Origin of the sequence: Thermotomaculum hydrothermale, assembly GCF_016592575.1 — a bacterium.
In the GTDB taxonomy this organism is placed as follows: domain Bacteria; phylum Acidobacteriota; class Holophagae; order Thermotomaculales; family Thermotomaculaceae; genus Thermotomaculum; species Thermotomaculum hydrothermale.
Map to the genome: position 1 here is coordinate 857,726 of NZ_AP017470.1, position 25,595 is coordinate 883,320.

Sequence of the window (25,595 nt, forward strand, 5' to 3'; positions counted from 1 at the left end):
AGTTATCTTATACTTACATTTGAAAGCAATGTTTTGAAGTAATCGTCTCTGAATCTTATACCAACACCTAAAAAGTACTGTGAATAATCACTTTCAAGAACATCGTCTGCACCTGCTGTGAGGAAAAAGTCTTTGTAAAATTTATACCTTACAAACAACTTAACATGCGGGTCAAGATTATTTTCCCTGCTGAAATCCCAAGCGTCAACGGTGAAAGAGAGTTTGCCGTCGAATCCCTTAGGCAGATAGGAAAGTCCAAAACCTCCCTTTGATTCAATCATTCCTACTTTAACGAGGAAATCGCCAAATTGCTGTCCAATTGTTGCAGAGAATTTTAAAGAATCCCTTGTTGAGATAACTGTTTCTGTGTAATGGTCTCTAACAGTACCGTCATCATTTGTTATTATGTGTTCAAATGTGTTTTCTTTAACCTTTCCGTATGGGCTGTCAATAATCTGAACCTGATAATATCTCTTTGTGTTAGGTACAATGTCAATTGTAAAATAACTTTTTGAATCCTCAACATCAAACATGTATTCACTCTTAAATCCCAGATAAACCCCTGTGTCTCTGAATGCGCTTAAATAGTCTGTTGCTGCATCCATTGCATTTTTGAAAGATACAAGGGTTTCATCAAAGTGTTTTCCTATCTTTTCATCGTTTACAAGCATTCCGATTGTGCCTTTGCCCTCGTCAATTTTCTTTGAAATACTTTCAACATAGTCGAGGGTTTTGCTTAACTTTTTGGTGCTTTCTTTTGCATTGACAATGGTTTCCCTGAAATCCTGTTTGTTTTCGGTAACTACACTGTCTAAATGAGTCATAAGGTTGTCAAGTTTTTTGGACAAAACAGGAATTTCCTTTCTTAAATCCCCTGTAAAAGCCTTTATATTGTCAATTGAATCGGTTAAATTATCTTTATTTCTTGAAGTAATTTCCCTTAAATCTTCGGTAATTTTTTGAATATTTTCAATTATCTCGCCTATCTGCTGTTCACCCTTTTTGGTGCCAATTGTATTGCTTAAGCTATTGGTGATTTTTTTCAAATCTGATGCGACACTATAGACAATAGTCATAATGTCATCAACGGTAACTGATTTTTCTGTTGGAAGGGTGGAGTTGGCTGCAACCTTGCCTGCACCATGCCCAGGTAATATTTCAATATACTTATCTCCTAAAATTCCCTTTGATGTTACTTTTACAATTGAACCTTCAGGAAGGGTTACATCGCTGAAAATATCCATAATTACAAGAGCTTTTCCGTCTTTAAGTCTTATATCTTTTACAGTGCCTATCTTTACTCCTGCCATTCTAACATCAGTGTGATTGTCAAGCCCTGATGCTGTATCAAGTATGGCGCTTATCTGGTAAACTTTTTTCCCACCGAAAATTTCAAACTGGCCGGTTTTGATAATAAGAAAACAAATAATAATTAAAGCAATAACAAAAAATAAACCGACTTTTGCCTCACTGTTCATACTTCACCTCTTATATTTTGATTTTCATTTTCTTCACAAATCCTTCCCTTGAGGAAGCCCTTAATTACCTCAAGGTCGCTTTTCATAAACTCTTCAGGTGTGCCTTTAAAAATAATCTCACCTTTGTAAAGCATTGCTATTTTATCAGCAATATCAAATGCTGAAACCATATCGTGGGTAATTGTAATGCAGGTAACATCAAGTGAGTTTCTCAAATCATTTATTACAGTGTCTATCTGGTCTGTAAGGATTGGGTCTAACCCTGTAGTGGGCTCGTCAAACAGAAGTATTTCAGGGTTTAAAGCAATAGCCCTGGCAAAGCCAGCCCTTCTTCTCATACCACCTGATAATTCAGATGGAAGGAGTTTCTCATTTCCCCTTAATCCAACTAATTCAAGACATTCTAAAACCCTTTTTTCAATTTGTTTTTCGGTGTAATTTGTGTGCCTTCTCAATGGAAAGGCGACATTTTCATAAACATTCATAAAGTCAAAGAGAGCCGCTTCCTGAAAAGCCATTCCAAAGCGTTTTCTAATCTCATACCAGTCTTTTTTGGTAAAGTTTGTAACATCTTTCCCGTCTATATAAACCTTGCCTTTGTCAGGCTTTAATAATCCGATTATATGCTTTAAAAGAACTGATTTACCTGTACCTGAACCGCCTAAAATTACAAGTGATTCTCCCTTATCTATCTCAAGGTTTAATCCGTTTAAAACCTTTTTTTCGCCAAAGCTTTTGTAAACATTTTCAAGTTTAATCAAACTCATAATTCCCGCCTAAAAAAGAAGTTTTGATAGGAAGAAGTCAGCAATTAAGATTGCTAAAGATGCAAGAACAACTGCTTCGGTTGTTGATTTACCAACGCCTTCTGCACCGCCTTTTGTTCTCAATCCCTTATAACAGCCAACAGATGCAATAATATACCCAAAGGCAAATGACTTAATTAACCCGCTTACAACATCCCATGTTTCTGTGTACTGGTAAACATTTTTCATATAAAGGTAAGGATTTTCGTGGAACAGGTTTACAACTAAAAAGTATCCGCCGTAAATACCAATTAAATCCGCCAATCCAACAAGGAGAGGAAGCATTAAAGTGCCTGCAAAAACCCTCGGCACAAAAAGGTAATGAACAGGGTCAACCCCCATTACTTCAAGGGCATCAATCTGCTCTGTAACCTTCATTGTGCCTATCTCTGCTGCAATTGAGGAGCCAATCCTTCCTGCAACCATTAAGCCTGTTAAAACAGGTGCAAGCTCTCTTGATAACGCTATTCCAACAATAGCCCCCACCATTGACTCTGCCTGAAACCTTTTGAACCCGCCATAGATTTGCAATGCTAAAACCATTCCAGTGAAGAGAGCGGTGAGGAAAACAACAGGAAGTGAATTTACCCCGATTCTCTCCATCTGTTTAAACCAGTTTTTAATATCAAAAGGCCTTTTAAATGTGTATTTTAAGGTGTTGAAGTTTAGAATTGCATAATCACCGCTGGCGCTAATCCCTTTTAAAACCCATCTTCCAATTCTCTCAAAAAACTTCATCTATCCCCTCTGACAAAATTTTCTTTTTATAAGAATACCTCTTTTTAAATTTCGTTACAACAATTTTATCCTTTTTAATCATAAACTTCAAAAAAATGTGACAGAGTTAACGGAATTTGAGGATTTTTTAAAAATTTTACGCTAAATATAGATTTTATAATTTTTCTTTTTGCACAACAGCCTTTGTTTTGTATAATTTTTACAAATAAAGAATTACAGCGAGGGAATATGGGATACAAAGCGGTATTTTTAGACGGAACAGATGGTTTACCGTTAGTTGAATGCGAAGTCTGCAAAATAATTGAAAGGAATGTGATTGAACCAGCAGTAATTTATGTTAATGAAAACGAGGATATTTCTAACCTAAGTGAAAAAAGAATTAACCAGCTAATAGGAGAAAGCAAAAAATTAAATAATGGACAATTACGCTGTATATTCCACTGCGAAAAAGAAAATGAAATCTGGATAGAGAATATTGATGAGTACAAAGAATGGAAAGAGAAGCGTGAAAAAGCCAGAGAAGAGAAAAGAAAATTTAATGAAAAATCTCCTGCGGAATGGAAAAAAAACCTTGTTGATGAGTTCTGGAAAAGAATAAGGGCTTACAGATTTGCAGTTGATTATTCAATTAGCACTCCTATTAACATTTTAAATGATGTTAAATTTGACTCTATCCTAGTTTCTTACTATAGAAAAAAGTTGACAAACCAACAAAAAAATTATTATAGCTTTAATTCAGTCATTTTCCCAAAATTCAATAGATTTCAAGGGAATGAAAAAAATGAAAACAAAATTTTAAAAAAAGATTTCAATTTTTGGTATTTTAAAGAAGAGTATAAATTATTAAAAACTGCATATTTTCAAGGAGCAAAATTTGTAGAAGAAGCTTATTTTAGGGGATCAATATTTCAAAATAAAACATATTTTCAAGGAGGAAATTTTCAATTATTAGCAGATTTCACAAGTTCAGAATTTCAAGAATATGTTTCTTTTAGTGGGCAAAGATTTCAAGGAGATGCATCTTTTGCAAGTGTAAAATTTCAAAGTAACTCCTCTTTTACAAATACAGAATTCCAAGAAGAGGCGTATTTTGTAGGAGCAAAATTTATTGGGGAAATAAATTTTGAGAAGACACTATTTCAAAAACATACATATTTTAATAAAGTGGTTTTCCAAGGAGATACAAATTTTTGGAAAACAAAATTTGAAGGAGATGTAAATTTTTGGAAAACAAAATTTGAAGAAGATGTAAATTTTTGGGAAGCAGAATTTAAAGAGAGTGTAAATTTAAAAGAAGCAAAATTTCAAAATAAAACATATTTTTGGATAGTTAAATTTAAAGGGAATATATCTTTTGTAGGAACAGAATTTCAAAGAGATGTTTATTTTTTCGATTCTATTTTTGAGAAATCACTAGTTTTTAGATTTGTTACAATAACTTCAAAATTTGTTATAGAATACAACCACATTAGTCGCATTAAATCAATAATTAATACCGTAGGTTCCAGGAATCTTAAAAAATATTTAAATAAATTTCAAGATAAAAATTCTAGAAGCCATATAAGTGAAATTGTTAAAGAAGTAGAGTCAAAAATTTTAGAAAGGCTTTCAAAAGAATTTGAAAATAATAATTCTATTAAATGTATTTATAAAATTATTTATGAAGAAAAGGAAAAAATTTTTGAAGAATCTCAAAATCACCAAATTTTTGATAAGCATATTTACGAAATTATTGAAAAAATATGTTCAGAAATTTCAGAGGAACTTTCGAAATATAATCCTTTAACATGTCTCGAATTTTTTAATCCACAATTTTCCCCAGAGGCACAGGTGGAATTAAGAAATTTGAATCTTGAGGTTTTAAAGTTTAATAACTTAATTAACCATTCAAAAGAATTTATTATATTCAATCTTAAAGTAAAAGAAGATGAAAATAATAAGAAAAATAAGGATGGAGGAGACCCACTTCTTGAAATAAATAATTCTCTTCTTAACAGAATGCGTTTTGTAAACTGCGATTTTTCAGAGGCTAAAATTAAAATAAAGAACAGTTCTTTAACAGATTGTGAATTTGTCAATGTTGATTGGGGAGAGATTCCAGAAGAAAGAATTTGCCCTAATTTGTTTGAAAGCAATCCTAAAAAAGCGCAGGATATTTACAGGCAGTTGAAACTTGCGCATGATAATCAAAAGGATTTTATACACGGAAATGATTTTTATGCCCTTGAAATGAGGGCTTATGATAAGTATTTAACAGAAAAAAGAAAGTTTTTAAAAACTAAAAAAGAAAAGAATAATTTTAATATTCTGAAAGATTTAATTATTTTTAAAATTTCAAAAATAGCATCAAACTTTGGACAAGATTGGGTTAGGGTTTTAAAATGGATATGCATTTTAGTAACTTCCTTAACAATTATAAATTTAGTGGATACTAATAAGATGCCTTCTTTAAGTTATTTGATTTTTATTATTTTTTTAAGTGGCATTATTTTTTTATTAATGTTGGAAGAGTGTGACGATACAAAGCATTGTTTCAAAATAAAAGCTTTAGTTTTTAGTTTGTTTGTGTATGTATTGGGTTTTTTCTCTTTTTCTCAAAATAATACACAAAGGATTTTCAACATCTGGGAATTTTTTGTTACAAAGCCATTACAAATTGTAGATTTTATAGCTGTGACTATTTCCAAAATTATTAATCCTTGGAAAACAATTTTTTCATCAAATAGTTTAAAACATATTCACGGTTATGAGGCGTTTTTTGTTTTTTCTTGGATTATACTTTCTTATCTTGTTTACCAACTCATTATTTCACTTCGCAGGAAGATTAGGCGCTAATTTCTCGTTTCTTTTTCTTTTTTTCTCTCATATAATCGTGATGAGGTGGGTATGTTTAAGATTGAGTATATGCAGAGGGCTTTATACCTTGCGGAAAGGGGTAAAGGCTTTGTTTCTCCAAATCCCCTTGTTGGATGCGTAATTGTTAAAGACGGCAAAGTTATAGGAGAAGGGTGGCATAAGAGATTTGGGGAGGCGCATGCTGAGGTAAATGCGGTTTTAGATGCAGAGAGCAAAGGCTTTTCTGTTGAAAATTCAGATGTTTATGTAACTTTAGAGCCGTGCAGCCACTTTGGAAAAACTCCCCCGTGTGCAAATATGCTTGCAGAAAAGAAGGTTAAGCGGGTTTTTATTGCAACCCTTGACCCAAATCCCCTTGTTGCAGGAAGGGGGGTTGAGATTTTAAAGAGTGCGGGAATTGAGGTTTTTCACGGATTTTTAGAAAATGAGGCAAAAAACTTGAATAAGTTTTTCTTTTACCACATAAAGAACAAATTGCCTTATGTTATTTTAAAGCTTGCAACAACCCTTGACGGCTTTATTGGTGATATTGATGGAAATTCAAAGTGGATTACAAATGAGAAAAGCAGAAAAAAGGTTCATGAATTGAGGAGTGAGGTTGACGCTGTTTTAGTTGGAAGTGGCACAGTTCAGGCCGATAACCCATCTTTGACTGTAAGGCTTGTTGAAGGGAGAAATCCAAAAAAGGTTGTGCTTGATTTTAGCGGAAGGCTAAACGGTGATTATAATGTTTTTGATGAAAACTGTTTCCTTGTTGTTTTAAAAGACAGGTTAACAGAAGAGAAAAGGGAATTTTACTTAAAAAAGAGGGTTAAAATTGTTGAAGTTGAGAATAAAGATATTAAACTTGTTCTTGAAGCCCTTTACAAAAACAATATTGCTTCAATTTTGGTTGAAGGGGGAAGCAGGGTTGCCGGAATGTTTGTTGAAAGCGGTTTTATAAACGAGTTAATGCTTTTTGTTGCGCCAAAGATTTTGGGAGAGGGCAAGAGGGCTTTTTCCATTTCAAAAGTTTTTAAAATGGATAATCCCCTTGAATTAAACGGGGAAGACGGCTTTTTTAGTTTTAAATTCAGGAGTTGATATGTTTACAGGCATTGTGGAAGAGGTTGGAAAGGTTGTTTCAATTAAAACAAAGGGAGATGGAAGAATAATCTCAATTGAGGGGAAAAGGGTTTTTGAGGATTTGAAGGTTGAAGACAGCATTGCAGTTGACGGGGTTTGTCAGACTGTTTTTGAGATAAATGGAAATGTTTTCAGCGTCTTTGCAATGAATGAAACTTTAAAAAAACAACATTGAAGAATTTAAAAACAGGGGATAGGGTAAACCTGGAAAGGGCTTTAACATTGTCAACAAGGTTAGGGGGACACCTCGTTCAGGGTCATGTTGATTGCGTTGGAATTGTTGAAGGGGTAAAAAAGCAATCAAACACCTATTTAATTGACATAAGAATTTCAAAAGAGTTTGAAAAGTTCACTGTTTTGCACGGTTCAGTTGCAATAAACGGTGTTTCCCTTACAATTGCAAGGAAAAGCGGGGTTATTATAACCGTGTCTTTAATCCCATATACCCTTGAAAACACTTCGCTTAAATTTTTAAGAAGGGGAAGTGCTGTAAATATTGAAACAGACATAGTTGGCAAATACCTTTATCAATTTTTTAAAAATCAAAAAACTTACGACAATTTAAGTGAATAAGTGTTCACTTTTGATATAATGAGTTTGAATAAACTTTGGAGTGTATTTTATGAGAATTTCAATAGAAGAGGCAATTGAAAGGTTTAAAAGGGGCGAGTTTTTAATTGTTGTTGACGATGAGGACAGGGAAAACGAAGGGGATTTTATTATTGCGTCTGAAAAAATTTCCCCTGAAGCGATAAACTTTATGGCAAAAGAGGGCAGGGGGCTTATCTGCGTTGCAATTACTCAGGAGATTGCTGATAGGCTTGATTTAAAGCCAATGGCTCAAAAGAACACTGCAAGGCACTCAACAGCTTTTACAGAAAGCGTTGATGCGCTTGAAGGGACGACGACTGGTATTTCTGCGCAGGACAGGGCAATTACAGTTAAGGTTTTAATTGACGAAAATTCAAAACCGGAGGATTTGGCAAGGCCTGGCCATATTTTCCCCCTTATAGCAAAGAAAGGCGGGGTGTTAAAGAGGGCAGGGCATACCGAGGCTTCAGTTGACCTTGCAAGGCTTGCTGGATTAAAGCCGAGCGGTGTTTTGTGCGAGATTATGAACGATGACGGCACAATGGCAAGGATGCCTGAGTTGGAGAAGATTTCAGAAAAATTCAACATCCCCATAATCACAATTGCAGATTTGATTGAATACAGGAGAAGGTTTGAAAAATTAGTTCACAGGGTTGCCGAGGTTGACTTTCCAAACAAATACGGCCACTTTAAACTGATTTATTACGATTGTGATATTGATCCTAAAGATTACCTTGCAATTGTTAAGGAATTTGACCCTGAAAAGCCTGTTTTGGTTAGAATGCACTCTGAGTGTAAAACTGGAGATGCATTGGGCTCATTAAGGTGTGATTGCGGTGACCAGTTGGCAGAGGCATTGAGAATGATTGAAAAAGAAGGCGGTGTTGTTGTTTACCTTCCCCATGAGGGCAGGGGAATTGGATTGAGGAACAAAATACTTGCCTATAAACTTCAGGACGAGGGGCACGACACTGTTGAGGCAAACTGCAAATTGGGATTTAAACCTGATTTAAGGGATTACGGAATAGGCGCTCAAATTTTAAAAGATTTGGGGATTAAAAAAATAAGGCTAATGACAAACAATCCAACAAAGGTAATTGCATTAAACGGGTATGACCTTGAGATTGTGGAGAGGGTGCCTATTGAAATAAAGCCTAATCCTGCAAATTACAAATATTTAAAAACAAAAAAGGAAAAAATGGGGCATAAACTATCAATTGATTGATTCGGAGGATTTTTATGAAGGTTAACGAAGGCAAGTTAAATGCCAGCGGCAAAAGGTTTGCAATAGTTGTTTCAAGGTTTAACGATTTTATTTCAACAAGGCTTTTAGACGGGGCTTTAGATTGCTTGAAGAGGCATCACTGCGAAGAGAACGATATTGAGATTACCTGGGTGCCCGGAAGTTTTGAAATTCCATTAACAGCAAAGGTTTTGGCAGAGAAGGGAAATTTTGACGCTATTATCTGCCTTGGTGCAGTTATAAGGGGAGAAACCCCTCACTTTGACTATGTATCAGCGGAGGTTTCAAAGGGGATTGCAAATGTTGGGTTGCAAACTGAAAAACCTGTTATTTTTGGAATAATTACGGCAGACACTGTTGAGCAGGCAATTGACAGGGCAGGAACAAAGGCTGGAAACAAGGGCTGGGCTGCAGCATTAACTGCAATAGAGATGGCTGATTTAATGTCTAAAATTGGATAATGAAAAAAATATTTATTCTTTTTCTCTTTTGTTTTTTTGCATTTCACTCTTTTTCAAAAGGGGTTGTTTCACTTCTTCCATCAATTACAGAGATAATTGTTGAATACGGCTGTGCAAACAGGCTTGTGGCGGTTTCAGATTATTCTGTTGTTCCGCCTGATTTAAAGGTTGAAAGAATTGGTTCCCTTTACAACCTAAACATTGAAGAGTTGATAAAACTAAATCCAGACATTATTTTTGCCGAAGTTTCCTATAAATCCCAATTATCAGATATTCCTCTTTTAAGGGATAAAGTTGTATATCTCTCTTTCCTAAAACTGAATGGTGTTTTTGAAAGTTACAGGGTAATTGGAGAAAAATTAGGTGTGAAAAAGGGTAAAATTCAGCAAAAGGTTGATGAGATTAAGAATTTGCTTGAAAAATTGAATAGTTTAAACAAATGCAAAGGTAAAAGGGTTCTGCTGATTTTAAACTCCCAAAGCAATAGATTCTTTGCCTGCGGAGACAATTACTTTTCAGAAATTTTCAATGCAATAGGCTTTAGAAATGCCTTGAAAACTAAAATTCCATATCCAGACATATCCTATGAATCTTTTTACAAAATCAATCCTGATTTTGTAATTGTTCTCTCTGCCGAAAAGCCTGAAAAATTTTTGTGTCAGAGAGAAGCCTTAAAAAAGTTAAATGCCTGTGTGGGCAAAAGGGTATTTTATATTTATGGGGAAAAGGTTTTGCACGCTGGAAGCGGGCTTAAAGATTTGTTGAATCAGGTTGAAGTAAAGTTGGAACAATGCTTCAAGTAAAAGATTTAACTTATAGAAAAATATTAAAAAAACTATCTTTTAAAATTAGAAAAAAGGAATGCGTTTCAATTATTGGCAAAAATGGAAGCGGTAAGTCAACCCTGTTAAAGTGCATTTCAGGGATTTTAAGGGATTACAAGGGCTTGATTGAAATTAACGGGAAAGATTTGCAAAATCTTTCAATGAGAGAGATTGCATCTTTGGTTTCCTATGTCCCTCAATTAATTGAAAAGAGAATAGAATTAAAGGTCAGGGAATTTTTAAGCCTTTCACTTTTTCCGTATAGTGTGAAACTTTCAGATAAGGAAGCAAAGGATAAGATTTTTGAAACTGTTAGAGAGCTGGATATTGAAGAATTGCTTGATAGAAAAATGTACACACTAAGCGGGGGAGAGGTTCAGAAGGTCTTAATTTCAGGGGCTGTTTTGCAGGGGGCGGATTTTATTCTCCTTGATGAACCGACAAGCCACCTTGATATTTACAGAAAAAAAGAGGTTATAGACTTTATTTTTAAACTTAAAGAAAAGGGGAAAACCCTTGTTTTTGTTTCACACAACCTTGATGAGGTAAAAGAGTTGTCAGACAGGGTGTTTGTAATGGTTGACGGGGAAATAGTGAAGGATATTGAGAAAAAGGATATTGACTTGCTGTTTGATAAAGAGTTTCAGGAAAATGTTTATGCGTAATGCTTTGAATTTTGTTGCTTTAATACTTCTAATTTTTGTTTTGTTTATTGCAGTTATTTTGTATTTTCCTGAAAGGCTGAATTACCCATTTAGTGATACTGATTTGTTTATCCTTAAAAGCATAAGGTTTCCAATGTTTATAGTTGCCTTTTTAGTTGGCGGTTCTCTTTCAATTTCAGGCCTTGTTTTTCAGACAGTTTTTGATAATCCCCTTGCAACACCATACACCCTTGGGGTGGCAAGCGGTGCAAGTTTAGGGGTTGTAATTTACACTGTTTTTCTTGCAAAAGTTATCCACATTCCCCTGATTTTTTTCAGCCTTTTAGGGGGGTTACTATCTGTTTTTGTAATCTTTTTAATTGCAAAAGTTGTAAATTATTATTCCTCGCAGACAATTTTGCTTTCAGGGGTTGCTTTAAATTTCTTTTTTGGAAGTTTAATACTTTTTTTTCAATACTTTGCAAACAGATTTGACACATTTGAGATTTACCGCTGGCTTTTAGGCGGAATAAAGCCTGAAAAACCGTCTCTTTTATTGTTGCTTGCAATTGTTTCCCTCATTGTATTGGTTTTGCTTATGCTTCTATCAAGAAAACTTGACCTATTCCTTTTAGGAGACACAATTGCAAAAACAAAGGGGCTTGATACTGAAAAGTACAGGCTTATATTTATCACTCTTGTAAGTGTTTTAACTGCATTCTGCGTATCCATTGCAGGGCCAATTGCCTTTGTGGGAATAATTGTCCCTCACATTGTGGTAAGGCTATTTGACGGCTTGCACAGGGAAAGATTATTGTTTTCTTTTCTTTTAGGTGGGGTATCCCTGGTTTTGTGCCAGGCTCTTTCAGTAAAGATACTTTACCCATCAATCCTTCCAATAGGGGTTTTAACTGCAATAATAGGGACACCGATTTTTATTTATATTTTAATTTTAAGAAACAAATAGTTTACGGCACAAAGATAAATAGAGGCTCAATAACCTCTTTATCCCTGTCAAAGGCCTCTAAAATATCCCTGAACATTCTTCTCTTTAACTCTGCGTAAATTCCCCTTGATTTGTTAAACATTTTTGCAAATTCAAAGGTTGTTGATTTTAATTCATCAAGGTTTTCAGTGGCTTTAACAATTATCCCTGCTTCTTCTAACTCTTTTGCTGTGTACCTTTTTCCTGTAAACACCATTTCCTGATACTTTTGATATGGGATAGCCTTTTTTGCAAATGCAATCATTGAAGGCAAGAATGGAATCTTAACATCAACCTCTGGAAAACAGAAAAATCCTCTGTCATTTCTCATAAATCTAAAGTCGCAGCAGCAGGCAAGCAAAGCGCCATTTCCGAAGGCATGCCCTGTTATCTCTGCAATTACAGGAAAGGGTGAAAATATAATCTTTTTGAAAACCTCGTCCATTTTATAGAGAAATGCCTTAACATTATCAAAGTTTTTTAATGCAAACTCTTTTTGAATCCACTCAACATTTACCCCCTGCGACCAGTTTTTCTCATCGCTTGAAGATATTATTAACGCCTTAATATTTTCATCTTTCTCAACTGTATTTAATGCATCTAAAAACTGATTTGCAAACTCTAAATCCTGCTTGTTTTCATTGTTATCCATAATTATGTATGCAATATTATCCTTCTTTTCTATTTTAAACCTATCCATTTTTCCTCCCTTTATTTAATGATTTTTGAAAATACTCGTTTATCTCATTAAAATCAAGCGCTGATGAATTGTGTATTGCAATAATATCAAGTTCTTTTTCAACAATCTGTTTATGCAGGTTATTTATAAACTTCTTTGAATTAGAAACAGCATCCTTTGGATTTTCAGCAATATCTTTAGCAATATTTAAAACCCTTTCGTCAAGCTCTTCTTTTGTTTCAAACACATCGTTTACAAGCCCCATCTCTTTTGCCTTATTAACATCTATATCCATTCCTGTATATGCGAGATACTTTGTATTTGCAATACCAATTATAAAAGGAAGCCTTTGCAAACTGCCTAAATCAGCGGTAATACCTATCTTTGCCTCACGGAGGGAAAAAATTGCATCCTTTGAGGCAAACCTTAAATCGCAGGCTGCAATAAAATCAAGCGCCCCTCCTATGCAATAGCCGTTTATTGAAGCAATATAGATTTTGCTTCCCTCTTCCATTAAAGTCATTCCAGACTGCATTTCTTTAATAAGTTTGTACAGTTTTTTTCTCTTTTCCTTTGTTTCCATATTGATTATGTCTTTCAGTGCAACACCAAAACTGAATACATCAAGACCAACAGAAAAATGCTTTGTATTAGATGAAAAAATAACAACAGAAATTTCAGAATCTTCTTCAGCAAGTTTAACAACTTCAGGCAATTCACTGAAAAAATCCATTGTTAACGCATTTAAACTTTTGTCATTGTTAAAGTAAACTTTTAGAATTTCATTATCTTTTTCAATCTTAAAAAAATTAAAATCCATACCGCTTCCCCTTTAAACCTTTTATTTTTTGATACTTCAATATTATAAACGAAAAACCTGATTTTTAGTTAGTTGAATTTCTAAAAAGGGGTTTGCAAGGTGAGGATAAAAAAATGGCGGAGAGAGAGGGATTCGAACCCTCGGTCCCGAAAAACCGGGACAACTGCTTAGCAGGCAGCCCTGTTCGACCACTCCAGCATCTCTCCGCAAGTCCAATAAATAATTTATATCATTTTAAAGAACTTTCAAAGAAAAATGGCGGAGGAGGTAGGATTCGAACCCACGGTGGGGGGTCACCCCACAACGGTTTTCAAGACCGCCGCCTTAAACCACTCGGCCACTCCTCCGCAAAGCAAGATAAATTATAAAGTCACCTCAATTTTATGTCAAGCCCGATTTTAACTCTCTCCCCAAAGTGAATTAATTAAGTAAACATCAATAGTTTTTTTGAAACTAAAAAACGTGTGTAATTAACGGCAATATCGATTTTTTTGTTACAGGAACTATTTGGTTGATGGGATGGCTGCCAAATATAAGTTTCCTGGCCACTTAAGATTTTTTTAGAAAGCTTTTTAAACAAAACTTGTGTTAAAATAAATTGAAATTATAAGGGAGTTACTGTATGTGTGGGATTATTTGTTATATAGGAAAACAAAATTCAATTCCAATTTTAATGGAAGGGTTAAAAAGGCTTGAGTACAGAGGATACGATTCTGCGGGATTAGCAGCGGTTAATTCTAAAAACAAGGATTTTGTTTTTGTAAAATCTGTTGGGAAGGTTAATGAATTGGAAAAAAAGGTTAAATCTCAAGATGGAAATTGTGATTACGGCATTGCTCATACAAGATGGGCAACTCATGGAAAGCCTACTGAAATTAATGCGCACCCACATACTGATTGTTCAGGAAAATTATTTATTGTTCACAACGGGATTATTGAAAATTATGAAATTTTGAAATCAGATTTGATTGAAAAAGGGCATAAATTTGTTTCTGATACCGATACTGAGGTACTTGCTCATTTAATAGAGGAAAATCTTGACGGAAGTTTTGAAGAGGCTGTAAGAAAGGCTTTGTCTTTGGTTGAAGGTACCTTCGGAATTGCAGTGATTCACAAAGATTTTCCAAGAAAGATTATTGTAGCAAGGAGAGGTAGTCCCATAATTTTAGGTATAGGGGAAGACGAGTATATTGCCGCTTCTGATATAAATGCTTTTATTAGGTATACAAATAAAGTGATTTATCTCAACGATAATGAAATGGCCTTGTTAAACGATAAAAATATAACAATAACTGATTTGAATTTAAAAGAGATAGCAAAAGAGCCTGAAACAATTGAGTGGGATTATACAGAAAATGAAAAATCTGGTTTTAAACATTTTATGCTTAAAGAAATTTACGAACAGCCAAAAACTGTTGAAAACGCAATAAGAGGAAGATTAATAGAGGGAGAGGGAATCTCAAAATTAGGTGGATTAGAGCCTGTTCTGGATAGAATACTGAATTTAAAGAGATTAACCTTTGTTTCCTGCGGGACTTCATTTTACGCTGGTTTATATGGCAAATACATTTTTGAGATGCTTACTGATCTTGATGTTGATGTTGATTATGCCTCTGAGTTCAGGTATAGAAACTTGAAACTTTCAGAATATGATGGAGTGGTAGCAATCTCTCAATCAGGGGAGACGGCAGATACCCTTGCTGCTTTAAGGGAGGCAAAAAGGAAGGGAGCTCTTGTTTTAGGTCTCGTAAATGTTGTAGGGTCAACAATTGCAAAAGAAACTGATGCTGGCGTTTATTGTCATGCTGGCCCTGAAATTGGTGTAGCCTCAACAAAAATCTTTGTTTCACAATGCGTTATTTTGAATTTAATTGCCTTGCTTTTAGGGAGAAGAAGAGGACTTTCAATTTTTGACGGAATGAATTTAATAAAAGAAATAAAAAAGTTGCCTGAAAACATAAAATTTGTTCTTGATAATGGTGAGAACATAAGGGGCATAGCAAAAAAATATCTTCCTTTTAAAAACTTTTTGTATATAGGAAGGCATTTAAATTTCCCAATTGCAATGGAAGGGGCTTTAAAGTTAAAAGAGATTTCTTATGTGCATGCTGAAGGATATCCAGCAGGAGAGATGAAGCATGGCCCAATATCTCTGATAGACGAAAATTTCCCTACGGTTGCAATTGCTACTGATGGTTTTACTTATGAAAAAATGATAAGTAATATTCAAGAAATAAAAGCAAGAAGTGGAAAGGTTATTGCGATTGCAACAGAGGGCAACAAAGAGATAAAAGAAATTGTCGATGATGTTATTTATGTTCCTAAAACTATAGATATTTTACAGCCGATTATAAATGTAATTCCATTGCAATTATTTGCCTATTATTTTGCTGATTTTAAAGGACGTGATATAGACAAACCAAGAAATTTAGCCAAAAGTGTTACAGTCGAATAAATTTTATTCTTTGCTGAAGAGGTTTTTGAATTTATCTAAAAATGAACCTTTCTTTTCAACTTCAGCAATGAATTTATTTGCTTCCGAATCATCAGGATCTATTGCGAGAACTTTTTTATAAAAACTATATGATTCTCTGTAAAATTCTACCTTTTTATAAGCTGAAGCAAGGGTTTTTAGGACTTCTAAATCTTTTCTGTTCATTGTGTGGGCTTTTTCAAGGTAATAGATTGCCTGTTTTAATTTGGTAGGTGTTCTATAATAAATAAGCCCTAATGTTTTGAAGAAATATATATCATCTTTGTATTTTCTACATCCGTTTTCTAACAGGGTAATTGCATCATAAAACATACCAGCTTTTATATACTGCTCAATTTTGTTTTTTAATTCTTCCTTTTGGTCTGTCTCTATAATATCTTTTTTTATCTTTTCTTTTTTCTGCTCAGGCTCTTTGGGAAAAGGTTTAATGTGCATTTTTTTGTTATATTTTTCTCTTTCATCAGGGTTTCTCAATGTGTTGTATGCTTCTGTTATTTTTGAAATTATTGAATGAAGGTGGTGATGAATTTCCTTTAACTCAGGATGGGAATCTGGATGGTATTTTTTTATAAGACGGTGATAGTTTTGTTTTAATTCTTCTTCACTAAATTTATAGTCCACAATCAATAAATCGTAGTAATTTATAGTGGGCAATTCAACATAAAGGTCTTCCACATGTTTAATAAATTGCTTATCTTTTTCAGATAATTCTTTTTTTTGTTTATTATTTGTTTGGTTTTCATTCTGTTCTACCTGTTTTGCTTGTTGTTGATAAGTTTCCTCTTTTACATCACTTTCTTTTTCCTCTCCGAAATCAAGTAATCCCAAAAAATTAAGAGCAAAAATAGTTTTGTAAAAAGTTATTTCATCAGTAAAAGCAATTTTCTTAATTTCTTCTAAAGTTAGTTTTCCATCAATCCTTGATAGTATAAACCCTTCAAGGGGGTTTAAATTTAAATTTCTATAATCAAAAATTATTTCTTTATGTAAAATAGGCTTCTTATCTTTGTGTTCCTTGTAAAAGTCTTCAAAGTCTTTATGATTTATCTTTCTAAATGTTTCAAGAACAAGGTTTCCTGTTTTTATGTCCATAAATAGTTTTTTGTCTATAATTATATCTTTTTCAACAAAATTTATATCTTTCATATCTTCTAAAAAGCATGCTTCTATAATCATTAAAAAAAGAATTTTTAATGATTGCTTTATTTGTTCAATTGAGATTTTACCGTTGTTAACCAGATATTCTCCTAAAACCATTCCTTCTTTTTTGCTTTCTTTAAGTGCTACATCAAGTTCATTTTGAGTTAGTAAGTTTTGTCTGACCAAAATATTGCCTAATTTTTCTTCCGGATAATCAGATCGTAAATAGGAAATTTCTCCATCGTTTATATACACATATCTATTTCCTTTTGGGAAAACAAGAGTTAGGGTTCCGCTAATTTTATTCTTATGAATTTTTTTTAATATATTGGCAAATTTTTTTACACTCATTTTACTTCACCTCTTGTTTATAAATATTTTATATCATTCTTAAAAAAAATCAAATGGAAAAAATATGTTAACTTAAAAGAAAAAACTTTTGCCTTTGTTGAGGTGTTTTAATATTTTAGGTAAAATAAATTAAGAACAAAAAAGAGAGGGGATTATGCAAAAAAGAGAGGAATGGAGCTCAAAATTAGGATTTATTCTTGCGGCGTCAGGTTCAGCTATTGGTCTTGGAAACATATGGCGTTTTCCTTATATTACCGGTGCAAATGGTGGTGGGGCGTTTGTTTTAATTTATCTGATTTGTGTTTTTGTAGTGGCTTTCCCTGTAATGATTGTTGAATTGGTTATAGGGAGAAAGGCAAAAAAGAATCCTGTAGGTGCATTTAAAACTATTGCTCCGGGGAGTAAATGGTGGATTATTGGTGCCTTAGGTGTTATTGCTGGGTTTGGAATCCTTTCTTACTATTCTGTTGTTGCTGGGTGGACTTTAGCCTATATAATTAAAGCTGTTTCAGGCGGATTAACCAATTCTTCAGTAAATCCGGCAGAAATTTTTAATAATTTTGCTAAAAATGGTGTTTTACAGGTAACTTATCTGTTTGTTTTTTCAGCATTTACTGTGTTTGTTGTAATAGGTGGAATTAAAGAGGGAATAGAAAAGGCTGCAAAAATCCTCCTTCCACTACTTTTTATTTTGATGCTTTTATTAATAGGGTATGTTTTGACTTTACCTAATGCAATGAATGGATTGAAATTTTATCTTATTCCTGATTTTTCAAAGGTAAATTCTCATACAGTATTAATGGCAATGGGTCAGGCATTTTTTTCGTTGTCATTGGGAATGGGGGCAATGATTACCTATGGAAGTTATTTGCCTTCTGATGATGATTTGTTTTCATCAGCATTTTATGTGACTTTTTTTGATACCCTTATAGCTATTTTAGCAGGGTTTATAATTTTTCCTGCTTTAGGTGGGGCTCCTTCAAAATCAGGCCCTTCTCTTGTTTTTGTTGTTTTGGTTGATGTTTTTAGAAAAATACCCTTCGGTGAGATAATTGCAATTGTATTTTTTATTCTTATGGCAATTGCTGCTTTAACTTCCACAGTTTCCCTTCTTGAAGTTGTAACTTCCTATTTAATTGACGAGAAGAAAATTGAAAGAAAAAAGGCTGCAATAGGTGCAGGTTTTGTAATCGCATTGTTAGGTATTCCTTCTGCTTTATCTTTAGGGGCAAATAAATTTTTCACTAAAATAGGGTTTCTGGATAAAATGGATTTTGTTTTTGGAAACATTTTTCTTACTTTTGGCGGGCTGATGATGTGTCTGTTTGTTGCTTACAAATGGGGTCTGGAATATTTTTTAGAACACCTTTCTGAAGGTTGCGAACATGTTGGTAAAAGTCATTTTAACAATTGGTTAAAGCTTGCAATATATTTTATTTGTCCGCTTGCCATAGCAGTATTGTTATTGTATCTTTTAATAACTGGCGAAAGCTTAGGTTAGGAGGAAAAATGTTTGGTAAAGAATTTATTTGCCCTGTATGCCATAAAAAAATTCCCCCACATGAAGTGGCATTGTTTTTTGGAGGGAAGGATAATTTAATGAAAATTCATATTAAAGACGATTATGTATTGGTACATTTTGAATGTGTAGAAAAATATAATTCAGTTAGCGAATTGGTAAAGGATATAACAAACGGTGAAGTAGATTTATCTTATTTAGAAGAGTGAAATGAAACAAAAAAACTTTACCCTTTCAATTAAAACACTATATATAATTCTAATTTTAATTTTTCTCATTATAATTTTCTTTCAATTCTATTTTCTTAGAAATGCACAGAGAAAACTAACTCAAAATTTAATTCTCACGCATTCCGGTAAAAATATCAGTTTTGTAGATAAAAATTCTCTTAAAAATTTAGGAAGAGAAAAACTTAAAAAGTTAGAAGAGAAAGGAACTATTTTAGAGGGCAATACTCTATATATAAAAAGGAATGGTCAAGTTGTAAAAGTAAATTTAGAAGAAACCATGGTTTTTAAAATAGGTAGGAATTTAATTTATCTGAATGTAATATTTGATTTACTCTTAATATGGGTTGCTTTATACTTTTATTTTAAAATTTTTGTAGATATTTCAAGGGCAAATGCGACAATTGAGCTATCAACAAATGGGAAAATAGTACCTGAAAAAATGCCTGAAGTTGATGTTGAGGGAGTAGATAGAATAATTGAAAACTTTAGAACAGTTTATGTAGAATATTTAAAAACTGAAAAAGCTGTACAAAGAAAAACTCATTTTGAAAATTTAGGTCTTGTTTCTTCAAGGATTATTCATGATTTGAAAAATTCTCTTGCCTATATACTTGTAATGATTTATAAAGCTAATTCTCTTGAACCTAAAAAAGAGGTTAAAGACCTGTTAACCTCGGTTGACATAAAAGTAAATGAATTGCGCCTTGCTCTGGAAGAGGTTTTAGCTGCTTTAAGAGAGGGTAAGGATTTAAAAATTGAGAATATTGATATTGAGGTGCTTAAAAATGGATTTGAAAAGGAATTTAGTCTTCTTACAAAGAGTTTAGGTATAGATTTTAAGCTTGATTTTGATTCAAGTTTATTAGGAAAAACTATATCAGTTAACCCTTTGTATATTAAAAGTGCAGTAGAAAATTTAGGCTATAATTCCATAAAAGCGGTTGAAAAAAATAAAGACAAAAAAATGGGAATTGAATTTAGCAAGCAGGGTGAAAATTTAAATATAACAGTATGGGATAACGGAGAAGGGGTTTCAGAGAAAATTAAAGAAAACATCTTTGATACATTTGTTTCAGGAGATGGAAATGGTATTGGATTAGGGTTAAATACTGTAAAGGAGTATATGAATAAATTAGGCGGTAAGGTAAGCTTTAAAAAAGAAAATGGGTTAACCAAGTTTATACTCACAGTGCCTTTCAAAGCTAAAAAAAAGGAGAGGGAGTTATGAGAGTTGTTGTTGATTCAATAAGAATGAGGGAAGCAGACAGGTTAACTATTGAGATGTTAAATTCCAATGGAATAATTCTTATGGAGCATGCAGGAACAGCATGTGTGAGGGAATTAGAAAAAGAATTTGGGAGACGGTTAATAGAAAAAAAAGTACTATGCATTGCTGGAAAGGGTAATAATGGAGGAGATGCAATTGTTGTTGCAAGGCAATTAAAATCCAAGGGAGTTAATGTAAAACTAATTCTTCTTGCTAAACCTGATGATTATAAAGGCGATGCAAGGTTTCAGCTTGAAATAATCAGGAATTATCCAGTTGAAATAGAGGTAATAGATAAAGACCGGTCTGATGGATTGGAAGTTTTTAGAAAAAATCTTTCTGAAAGCGATATTGTTGTTGATGGGATTTTTGGTACAGGATTGTCAAAGCCTGTTGAGGGATTTTATAGAAAGATAATAGACGCTATCAACAATGATTTTAATGGTTTTGTGTTAAGTGTTGACATACCTTCTGGCCTTTTTGCCGATAAATCAACTGATATTTATTCTCATATAAAGGCTAATTTAACAGTTACTTTTGGCAAAATTAAGCCCTGTCATGTGCTTTACCCTGCAAGTAAATCCTGTGGTAGGGTTGTTGAAGACTGGATAACAATACCTGATTTTGTTTTTGAGAAGGTAGGTGAATACTTTTATTTGATAGGAAAGGATGACATAAAACCGTTAAAAAAAGATTTCCCCCCCGATTCTCATAAAGGTACTTTTGGACACGCTGGAATAATTTCAGGGGAAAAGGGAAAGCTTGGAGCATCTATTTTAGCGTCGTTTGCAGCTCTTAAAAGTGGTTGCGGTTTATCTACCGTTTATATTGAAGAAAGCGATTATCCGTTTGTATCCTCATTTTATCCAGAAGTAATGTTTTATCTCGCAAAAGTAAAAAACAGCGACGATTTTTTAACAGAATTTTTAAATACAAAATCTGCTGTTTTAATCGGGCAGGGGTTAGGTGTTGGTGAGTATCAGAAAAGCCTTGTTAAAAAGGTTATAAAGCTTTTTGACAAACCTATAGTTTTTGATGCAGATGTTTTTAAAAATTTTACGGTTGACGAATTTGCTGAATATACAAAAGGAAAAGAAATTGTGCTAACCCCTCATCCCGGGGAGATGTCCTCTTTTACAGGTTATTCAACAAAAGAAATTCAGGAAAACAGAATTGAGGTTGCAAAAGAAGTTTCTTTAAAAACAGGTGCAGTTGTTGTATTAAAAGGCTATCAAACAGTGATTGCTAACAGAGAAAAGGTTTTTGTTAATACAACTGGCACAAGTGCATTGGGCACAGCAGGGAGTGGAGATGTTTTAGGTGGGATAATCACTTCTTTAATTTGCCAGGGTTATAGTTTAATCAATGCGGTACTATTAGGTGTTATTTCCCACGGGCTTGCAGGAGAAATTGCTGAGAATGCAGAGGGTAGAGAGGGAGTTACCGCAGGCTCTCTAATTGATAAAATTTCGAAAGCTTTAAACTATGGTATTGAATAAATTAAAATTTATATCCAATAGTGTGGAAGAAACGTACAATATAGCAAAAAAGGGAATAGCTCCTTTTGTTAAAAAAGGGGATATTGTTATCCTTGATGGAGAGTTAGGTGCTGGTAAAACAACATTTGTAAGGGGATTTGTGGAATTTTTCGGAATAAATCCAGAATATGTTTCAAGCCCAACATTCACCTTAATCAATATTTACAAGGGTGGAGAAATTGATATCTTCCATGTGGATTTTTATAGAATTTTAGAGGGTAATGATGTTTTTTTTGATGAATTGATAGAGTTGCAAGACAATGGCATTACAGTGATAGAGTGGGGGAAAAAGTTTGTTGATGAGTTAAAAGAATATTGCGAAGGAAACATTTATGTTTTGCAAATAAAAAAATCAGAGGAATTTACAAGGGAGTTAACATTTGAAAAGTATACTGATAATTGACGACTCAAAACCAATCAGAGATTTTATTTACAATGAGATTTCTTCTTTAGTTTGTAATAAATGTAAAATATTTCAAGCAGAAAATGGCCTTGCAGGGATAAAGATTGCCGAGAAAGAAAAGCCTGACATTATTTTCATTGATGTTGTAATGCCTCTTTTAAATGGATATGCAACGGCAATTAGGCTAAAAAACATGGAAGGGCTGGAGAAATCGGTTTTAATAGCAATGACCTCTGAAACAGATACGGATGTTGAGAAAAAAATGCTCACAATTTGTCAGGATTTTGTTTCAAAACCTATAAATAAATTAGCTTTAAAAAAGATTGTTAAAAAATACCTAAAACAAGAAAAACTTGATAAAAGAAATTCTGTGGATATTGACTCTTTTGACGCAATAACAAATGAGATTGTAATGGATTTGCAGGAAAAGGTTGAAGAGTTAACAAAATTAAACAAGGAATTGGAGCAGAAAAGCAGGACAATTAACAGTCTTTATGTTGAGGCTGATAGGGCAAAGCTTAAATTAGAGGCTCTTATAAAATTTAGAGAAGATTTTCTTGATTTTATCTTTCACGAAATAAAAGGGCCATTGTCATCAATTTTAGGAAATTCTGAGATTCTTCAAATGAAATTTTTTGCTGAGTTAGGGTTTGAAGGTAACAAATTGTTAGACAATATTGTTAATTCAAGTTTAAGAATTAAGAAATTAATGGATCAGGTAGCAAGGTTTAACAGTTTTGATTTTAATATAAAAGGCAAGAGGTTTATTATATTGTCAAAGGCAATTGATGAAGTGTTATTAAGGTATAATGAATTTATTAAAGAAAAGAGTTTAAAGGTTAGTTTTAACTGCCCTGAACCTATAAAGATAAAGATAAATAGAGAATTTTTGGTTGAAATCATTGACCCGATTATTAGAAATGCCATTATATTTAATAAAGAAAACGGTATGATAAATATTTTCTGTAGCAGAGAAGAGGGGTATATTTTAATAGAAGTTGCAGATACTGGTATTGGTATGGATGACAAACAGCTTGAGCAGGCTTTTGTCCCTTTTGTTCAGTTTATTGATGTTGAACATTACAAAACACATAGTTTGAAAGGGCTTGGATTAGGACTTGCAATGTGTAAGAAGCTTGTAGAAATGATAAATGGGGAACTGTCAATTGAAAGCAAAAAAGGTGAAGGAACAAAGGTTAAAATTTTGATTCCGGAGAGGGTATGAAAAAGAAGTTGTTAAATGCTATAAAAATTTACATTAAATATGCCTATCCAGAAGGGAACATACCTGAAAGGATTAAAAAAATTGTTGAAGAAATTGAGAGATCAGAAAATAATCTCTTTACTCTTCCTTTTTTTGAGAAGGTTGATGCCAATGTTTTTGCTTTAAGATTGGGGAATATATTTTATCCTCACATGAAACTTGTGGTTAAAAACGAAGATGGGGAATTACTTTTTAATGTTGATACCCATGATTCTCCTGAGAGAATTCCGCCAACCCTTCCAGGCTATGAAAAGTTTAAAAAGGTAATTGAATTTAATAAAAATGTTAAAAAAAGGATTATGAATGAATTATACAATAAATCAGGAATTACTGTTGAATCCAATGGCGATAACACAGTGGTCTTTCTTGACGATGAAGAGTTTATTCTTGATATTTTTAAAAACCTTTCCCAGTGTTTAGGAGTAAGGGCAAAAACATATAAAAATGGGAATAACCTGTTAAGAGACATTGAGCAATCAAAATTAAAACCATGTATTTGTTTTGTGGATATAATGATGCCTGAAATTAGCGGGTATGATTTTGTGAAAAAATTAAGGGAAAAGAAAATAAAAAAATTCCCTGTTGTTTTTACAACAGGGGTAAATCCCTCAAAATTAAAAAAAGATTTATGCGATGACTATTTGTTAAAGCCTGTATCTTTGAAAGATATTGAAAGCAAACTTAAAAAGTTTAAACTACTTTAAAAACCTCTTCCCCGTCAGTTAAAAAGATTTCTGTTTTTGCTTTCCCGCTGAAATCCAATCCGTCAACAATACCTCTTGCAATGCTTCCCCTATGGCACACAAGGGCATTTGCCTTCCCTGCAACATCAGTTAAAACTTTCTTTTCTTTTGCAGCCTTTTCCGAGAGGGCAACATCCATGGATAGAGGACCTTCAACAAAGACACCCTTTCCAAACTGCCCCCTTTTCCCCATTGCTTCAACCACAGCGCCGTAAACAGATGATTCCATATTAAGGTTAACAAGTTCAACAGCAGACACAACTGCAACTTTAACCTCTTCAATCCCTGAAAACTTTGCAACTGCAATTGTATTTGATACAAGTTTTGGGAATTGCTTTAAAGATGGTTGAATATTAATGTAAGGGTCTGAAACAAAAAATGTTTTTCCATCAATTTCAATTTTGGCAACAGTTGAAAAAGTTTTTTTATACTCTTTTGATAATTCTTTAAAAAGATTTGCGATTTCAAGAGAAAAATCTATTTTTAACTCTCTATTTTTTTCTATACCTGAATAAAAGTTTTCAAAAAACTCTCTTATACTATTCATTATTCCCCCCTGTTTGCAAAGATAGCCCCTAACGCAAGGGAAGCTGCTTTGTTTTTTTCAGTATCAGACCTTGAAACAAGGCAAATCGGTACCTTTGTTCCGGCGATAATTCCAGCAAAAACAGTATCGGTAAAAAGGGTAAAAGCCTTTGTAACAATGTTGCACTCTTCAATTGCATTAACAATTAAACCGTCGTGATTTTTGAAAGCTTCTCCTGGTTCAAGTGCTTTGTGAACAGTAACTTCTGGATACTTTTCCTTAATGGTTTCAATTATTTCTAAATTCTCTTCTTCAAAAAAATCTCTGTACGGTGATATAAAACCAAATGAGGGATTTTTTACTCCAAGGGAGAAGGCTACAGAGATTAAGTTTTCAATTATGGCTACCTTTTGTTCTTTATTCGGTTTTTCAACAATTCCCCCGTCTGTATAGAAGAAAAGCCTGTCTCTTTTCGGAATGTCCAAAACTGCAACATGGGAGATAACATCCCTCTCTTTGAGGCTTTTTTCCTTAAATACAGCCTTTAAAAGGGTTGAGGTTTTAATAAATCCCTTCATTAAGAAATGGGCTTTTTTTTCTAAAATTAAATTTACGCATATTTTAGCCGCTTCTTTTTCATTATCTATGTCAATAATATTTAAGCCTGACAGAGAAAAATTTTGTTCTGAAGCAATTTCTTCCATTTCATTTTTATTCCCAACCAAGATTGCGTCAACAATTCCCTCCCTTACGCTTTTCACAACAGCCTTAAGCACGCTACTTTCATTTGCCATTGCAACTGCAACTGTTTTGTTTCCCTTTTGTTTTTTTGCTGTTTCAATTAAAGAGTTGTAATTTTTTATAACCATT

Annotated in this window: 25 protein-coding genes and 2 tRNA genes; 17 read left to right on the plus strand and 10 right to left on the minus strand. The window is 33.3% G+C overall.

The window, feature by feature from the left end:
• Positions 1-2 precede the first annotated feature (2 nt).
• From TTHT_RS03945 to TTHT_RS03955, 3 genes are read right to left on the minus strand one after another with little or no spacing between them, the layout of a single operon-like run.
• Positions 3-1,478, minus strand: coding sequence for an MlaD family protein (locus tag TTHT_RS03945; protein ID WP_201328738.1), 1,476 nt, complete (start codon positions 1,476-1,478; stop codon positions 3-5).
• A complete protein-coding gene (locus tag TTHT_RS03950) occupies positions 1,475-2,245 on the minus strand; it encodes an ABC transporter ATP-binding protein (protein ID WP_201328739.1) in 771 nt (256 codons plus the stop codon). Before TTHT_RS03950 ends, TTHT_RS03945 begins: the two co-directional genes overlap by 4 nt.
• 9 nt (positions 2,246-2,254) lie before the next feature.
• Positions 2,255-3,022, minus strand: coding sequence for an MlaE family ABC transporter permease (locus TTHT_RS03955; protein ID WP_201328740.1), 768 nt, complete (start codon positions 3,020-3,022; stop codon positions 2,255-2,257).
• 228 nt (positions 3,023-3,250) lie between these two features.
• On the opposite strand from TTHT_RS03955, the gene TTHT_RS03960 reads away from it, so the two are divergent.
• The 9 genes from TTHT_RS03960 to TTHT_RS04000 are packed head-to-tail and all read left to right on the plus strand — an operon-like array spanning position 3,251 to position 11,733.
• Positions 3,251-5,857 (plus strand): pentapeptide repeat-containing protein, encoded by a 2,607-nt coding sequence (locus tag TTHT_RS03960; protein ID WP_201328741.1) that lies wholly within the window; start codon positions 3,251-3,253, stop codon positions 5,855-5,857.
• A 51-nt stretch (positions 5,858-5,908) separates the two neighbouring features.
• Positions 5,909-6,961, plus strand: a complete 1,053-nt coding sequence (gene ribD, locus TTHT_RS03965) for a bifunctional diaminohydroxyphosphoribosylaminopyrimidine deaminase/5-amino-6-(5-phosphoribosylamino)uracil reductase RibD (protein WP_201328742.1) — start codon at positions 5,909-5,911, stop codon at positions 6,959-6,961.
• A 1-nt stretch (position 6,962) separates the two neighbouring features.
• On the plus strand, positions 6,963-7,178 hold the full coding sequence (locus tag TTHT_RS03970; protein WP_201328743.1) for a riboflavin synthase family protein: 216 nt from the start codon (positions 6,963-6,965) through the stop codon (positions 7,176-7,178).
• Positions 7,175-7,576, plus strand: coding sequence for a riboflavin synthase (locus TTHT_RS03975; RefSeq protein WP_201328744.1), 402 nt, complete (start codon positions 7,175-7,177; stop codon positions 7,574-7,576). The genes TTHT_RS03970 and TTHT_RS03975 overlap by 4 nt, the downstream gene beginning before the upstream one ends.
• Positions 7,577-7,625: 49 nt before the next feature.
• Entirely contained in the window at positions 7,626-8,819 is a 1,194-nt protein-coding gene (locus TTHT_RS03980; protein WP_201328745.1) for a bifunctional 3,4-dihydroxy-2-butanone-4-phosphate synthase/GTP cyclohydrolase II, read from the plus strand.
• Positions 8,820-8,833: 14 nt separating this feature from the next.
• On the plus strand, positions 8,834-9,298 hold the full coding sequence (gene ribH, locus TTHT_RS03985) for a 6,7-dimethyl-8-ribityllumazine synthase (protein WP_201328746.1): 465 nt from the start codon (positions 8,834-8,836) through the stop codon (positions 9,296-9,298).
• Positions 9,298-10,101, plus strand: coding sequence for an ABC transporter substrate-binding protein (locus tag TTHT_RS03990; protein WP_201328747.1), 804 nt, complete (start codon positions 9,298-9,300; stop codon positions 10,099-10,101). The genes ribH and TTHT_RS03990 overlap by 1 nt, the downstream gene beginning before the upstream one ends.
• Entirely contained in the window at positions 10,089-10,787 is a 699-nt protein-coding gene (locus TTHT_RS03995) for an ABC transporter ATP-binding protein (protein WP_201328748.1), read from the plus strand. The genes TTHT_RS03990 and TTHT_RS03995 overlap by 13 nt, the downstream gene beginning before the upstream one ends.
• Positions 10,774-11,733 (plus strand): FecCD family ABC transporter permease, encoded by a 960-nt coding sequence (locus tag TTHT_RS04000; protein WP_201328749.1) that lies wholly within the window; start codon positions 10,774-10,776, stop codon positions 11,731-11,733. Before TTHT_RS03995 ends, TTHT_RS04000 begins: the two co-directional genes overlap by 14 nt.
• A 1-nt stretch (position 11,734) precedes the next feature.
• Here TTHT_RS04000 and TTHT_RS04005 read toward each other — a convergent pair whose 3' ends face one another.
• The 4 genes from TTHT_RS04005 to TTHT_RS04020 form a co-directional block, all read right to left on the minus strand.
• Positions 11,735-12,451, minus strand: a complete 717-nt coding sequence (locus tag TTHT_RS04005; protein ID WP_201328750.1) for an enoyl-CoA hydratase/isomerase family protein — start codon at positions 12,449-12,451, stop codon at positions 11,735-11,737.
• On the minus strand, positions 12,444-13,250 hold the full coding sequence (locus TTHT_RS04010; protein ID WP_201328751.1) for an enoyl-CoA hydratase-related protein: 807 nt from the start codon (positions 13,248-13,250) through the stop codon (positions 12,444-12,446). The genes TTHT_RS04005 and TTHT_RS04010 overlap by 8 nt, the downstream gene beginning before the upstream one ends.
• 114 nt (positions 13,251-13,364) lie before the next feature.
• Positions 13,365-13,456, minus strand: a tRNA-Ser gene (locus tag TTHT_RS04015).
• A gap of 50 nt (positions 13,457-13,506) precedes the next feature.
• Positions 13,507-13,597: transfer RNA gene (locus tag TTHT_RS04020), tRNA-Ser, on the minus strand.
• 275 nt (positions 13,598-13,872) lie between these two features.
• On the opposite strand from TTHT_RS04020, the gene glmS reads away from it, so the two are divergent.
• Complete coding sequence (gene glmS / locus TTHT_RS04025) at positions 13,873-15,705, plus strand: glutamine--fructose-6-phosphate transaminase (isomerizing) (protein WP_201328752.1); 1,833 nt, start codon at positions 13,873-13,875, stop codon at positions 15,703-15,705.
• A gap of 3 nt (positions 15,706-15,708) precedes the next feature.
• Here glmS and TTHT_RS04030 read toward each other — a convergent pair whose 3' ends face one another.
• The gene (locus TTHT_RS04030) at positions 15,709-17,235 is read right to left on the minus strand and encodes a J domain-containing protein (protein WP_201328753.1); all 1,527 of its coding nucleotides are present in this window, start codon (positions 17,233-17,235) and stop codon (positions 15,709-15,711) included.
• A 154-nt stretch (positions 17,236-17,389) separates the two neighbouring features.
• Here TTHT_RS04030 and TTHT_RS04035 point away from each other — a divergent pair, with 154 nt between their 5' ends.
• From TTHT_RS04035 to TTHT_RS04065, 7 genes are read left to right on the plus strand one after another with little or no spacing between them, the layout of a single operon-like run.
• The gene (locus tag TTHT_RS04035; protein ID WP_201328754.1) at positions 17,390-18,736 is read left to right on the plus strand and encodes a sodium-dependent transporter; all 1,347 of its coding nucleotides are present in this window, start codon (positions 17,390-17,392) and stop codon (positions 18,734-18,736) included.
• Positions 18,737-18,744: 8 nt separating this feature from the next.
• Entirely contained in the window at positions 18,745-18,963 is a 219-nt protein-coding gene (locus TTHT_RS04040) for a hypothetical protein (protein WP_201328755.1), read from the plus strand.
• A gap of 1 nt (position 18,964) precedes the next feature.
• Positions 18,965-20,212, plus strand: coding sequence for a sensor histidine kinase (locus TTHT_RS04045; protein WP_201328756.1), 1,248 nt, complete (start codon positions 18,965-18,967; stop codon positions 20,210-20,212).
• A complete protein-coding gene (locus tag TTHT_RS04050; RefSeq protein ID WP_201328757.1) occupies positions 20,209-21,750 on the plus strand; it encodes an NAD(P)H-hydrate dehydratase in 1,542 nt (513 codons plus the stop codon). The genes TTHT_RS04045 and TTHT_RS04050 overlap by 4 nt, the downstream gene beginning before the upstream one ends.
• Positions 21,751-21,772: 22 nt before the next feature.
• A complete protein-coding gene (gene tsaE / locus TTHT_RS04055) occupies positions 21,773-22,192 on the plus strand; it encodes a tRNA (adenosine(37)-N6)-threonylcarbamoyltransferase complex ATPase subunit type 1 TsaE (RefSeq protein ID WP_201328758.1) in 420 nt (139 codons plus the stop codon).
• Positions 22,170-23,417, plus strand: coding sequence for an ATP-binding response regulator (locus TTHT_RS04060; protein ID WP_201328759.1), 1,248 nt, complete (start codon positions 22,170-22,172; stop codon positions 23,415-23,417). The genes tsaE and TTHT_RS04060 overlap by 23 nt, the downstream gene beginning before the upstream one ends.
• Positions 23,414-24,160 (plus strand): response regulator, encoded by a 747-nt coding sequence (locus TTHT_RS04065; RefSeq protein ID WP_201328760.1) that lies wholly within the window; start codon positions 23,414-23,416, stop codon positions 24,158-24,160. The genes TTHT_RS04060 and TTHT_RS04065 overlap by 4 nt, the downstream gene beginning before the upstream one ends.
• On the opposite strand, the gene TTHT_RS04070 is transcribed toward TTHT_RS04065, so the two are convergent.
• Together TTHT_RS04070 and TTHT_RS04075 are read right to left on the minus strand one after the other, a co-directional pair.
• Positions 24,147-24,746 carry a phosphate acyltransferase gene (locus tag TTHT_RS04070; protein ID WP_201328761.1) on the minus strand — a complete coding sequence of 200 codons (600 nt, stop codon included), beginning with the start codon at positions 24,744-24,746 and terminating at the stop codon, positions 24,147-24,149. The two genes, TTHT_RS04065 and TTHT_RS04070, sit on opposite strands and share 14 nt — an antisense overlap.
• On the minus strand, positions 24,746-25,594 hold the full coding sequence (locus TTHT_RS04075) for a phosphate acyltransferase (RefSeq protein WP_201328762.1): 849 nt from the start codon (positions 25,592-25,594) through the stop codon (positions 24,746-24,748). Before TTHT_RS04075 ends, TTHT_RS04070 begins: the two co-directional genes overlap by 1 nt.
• Between the last annotated feature and the right edge of the window lies 1 nt (position 25,595).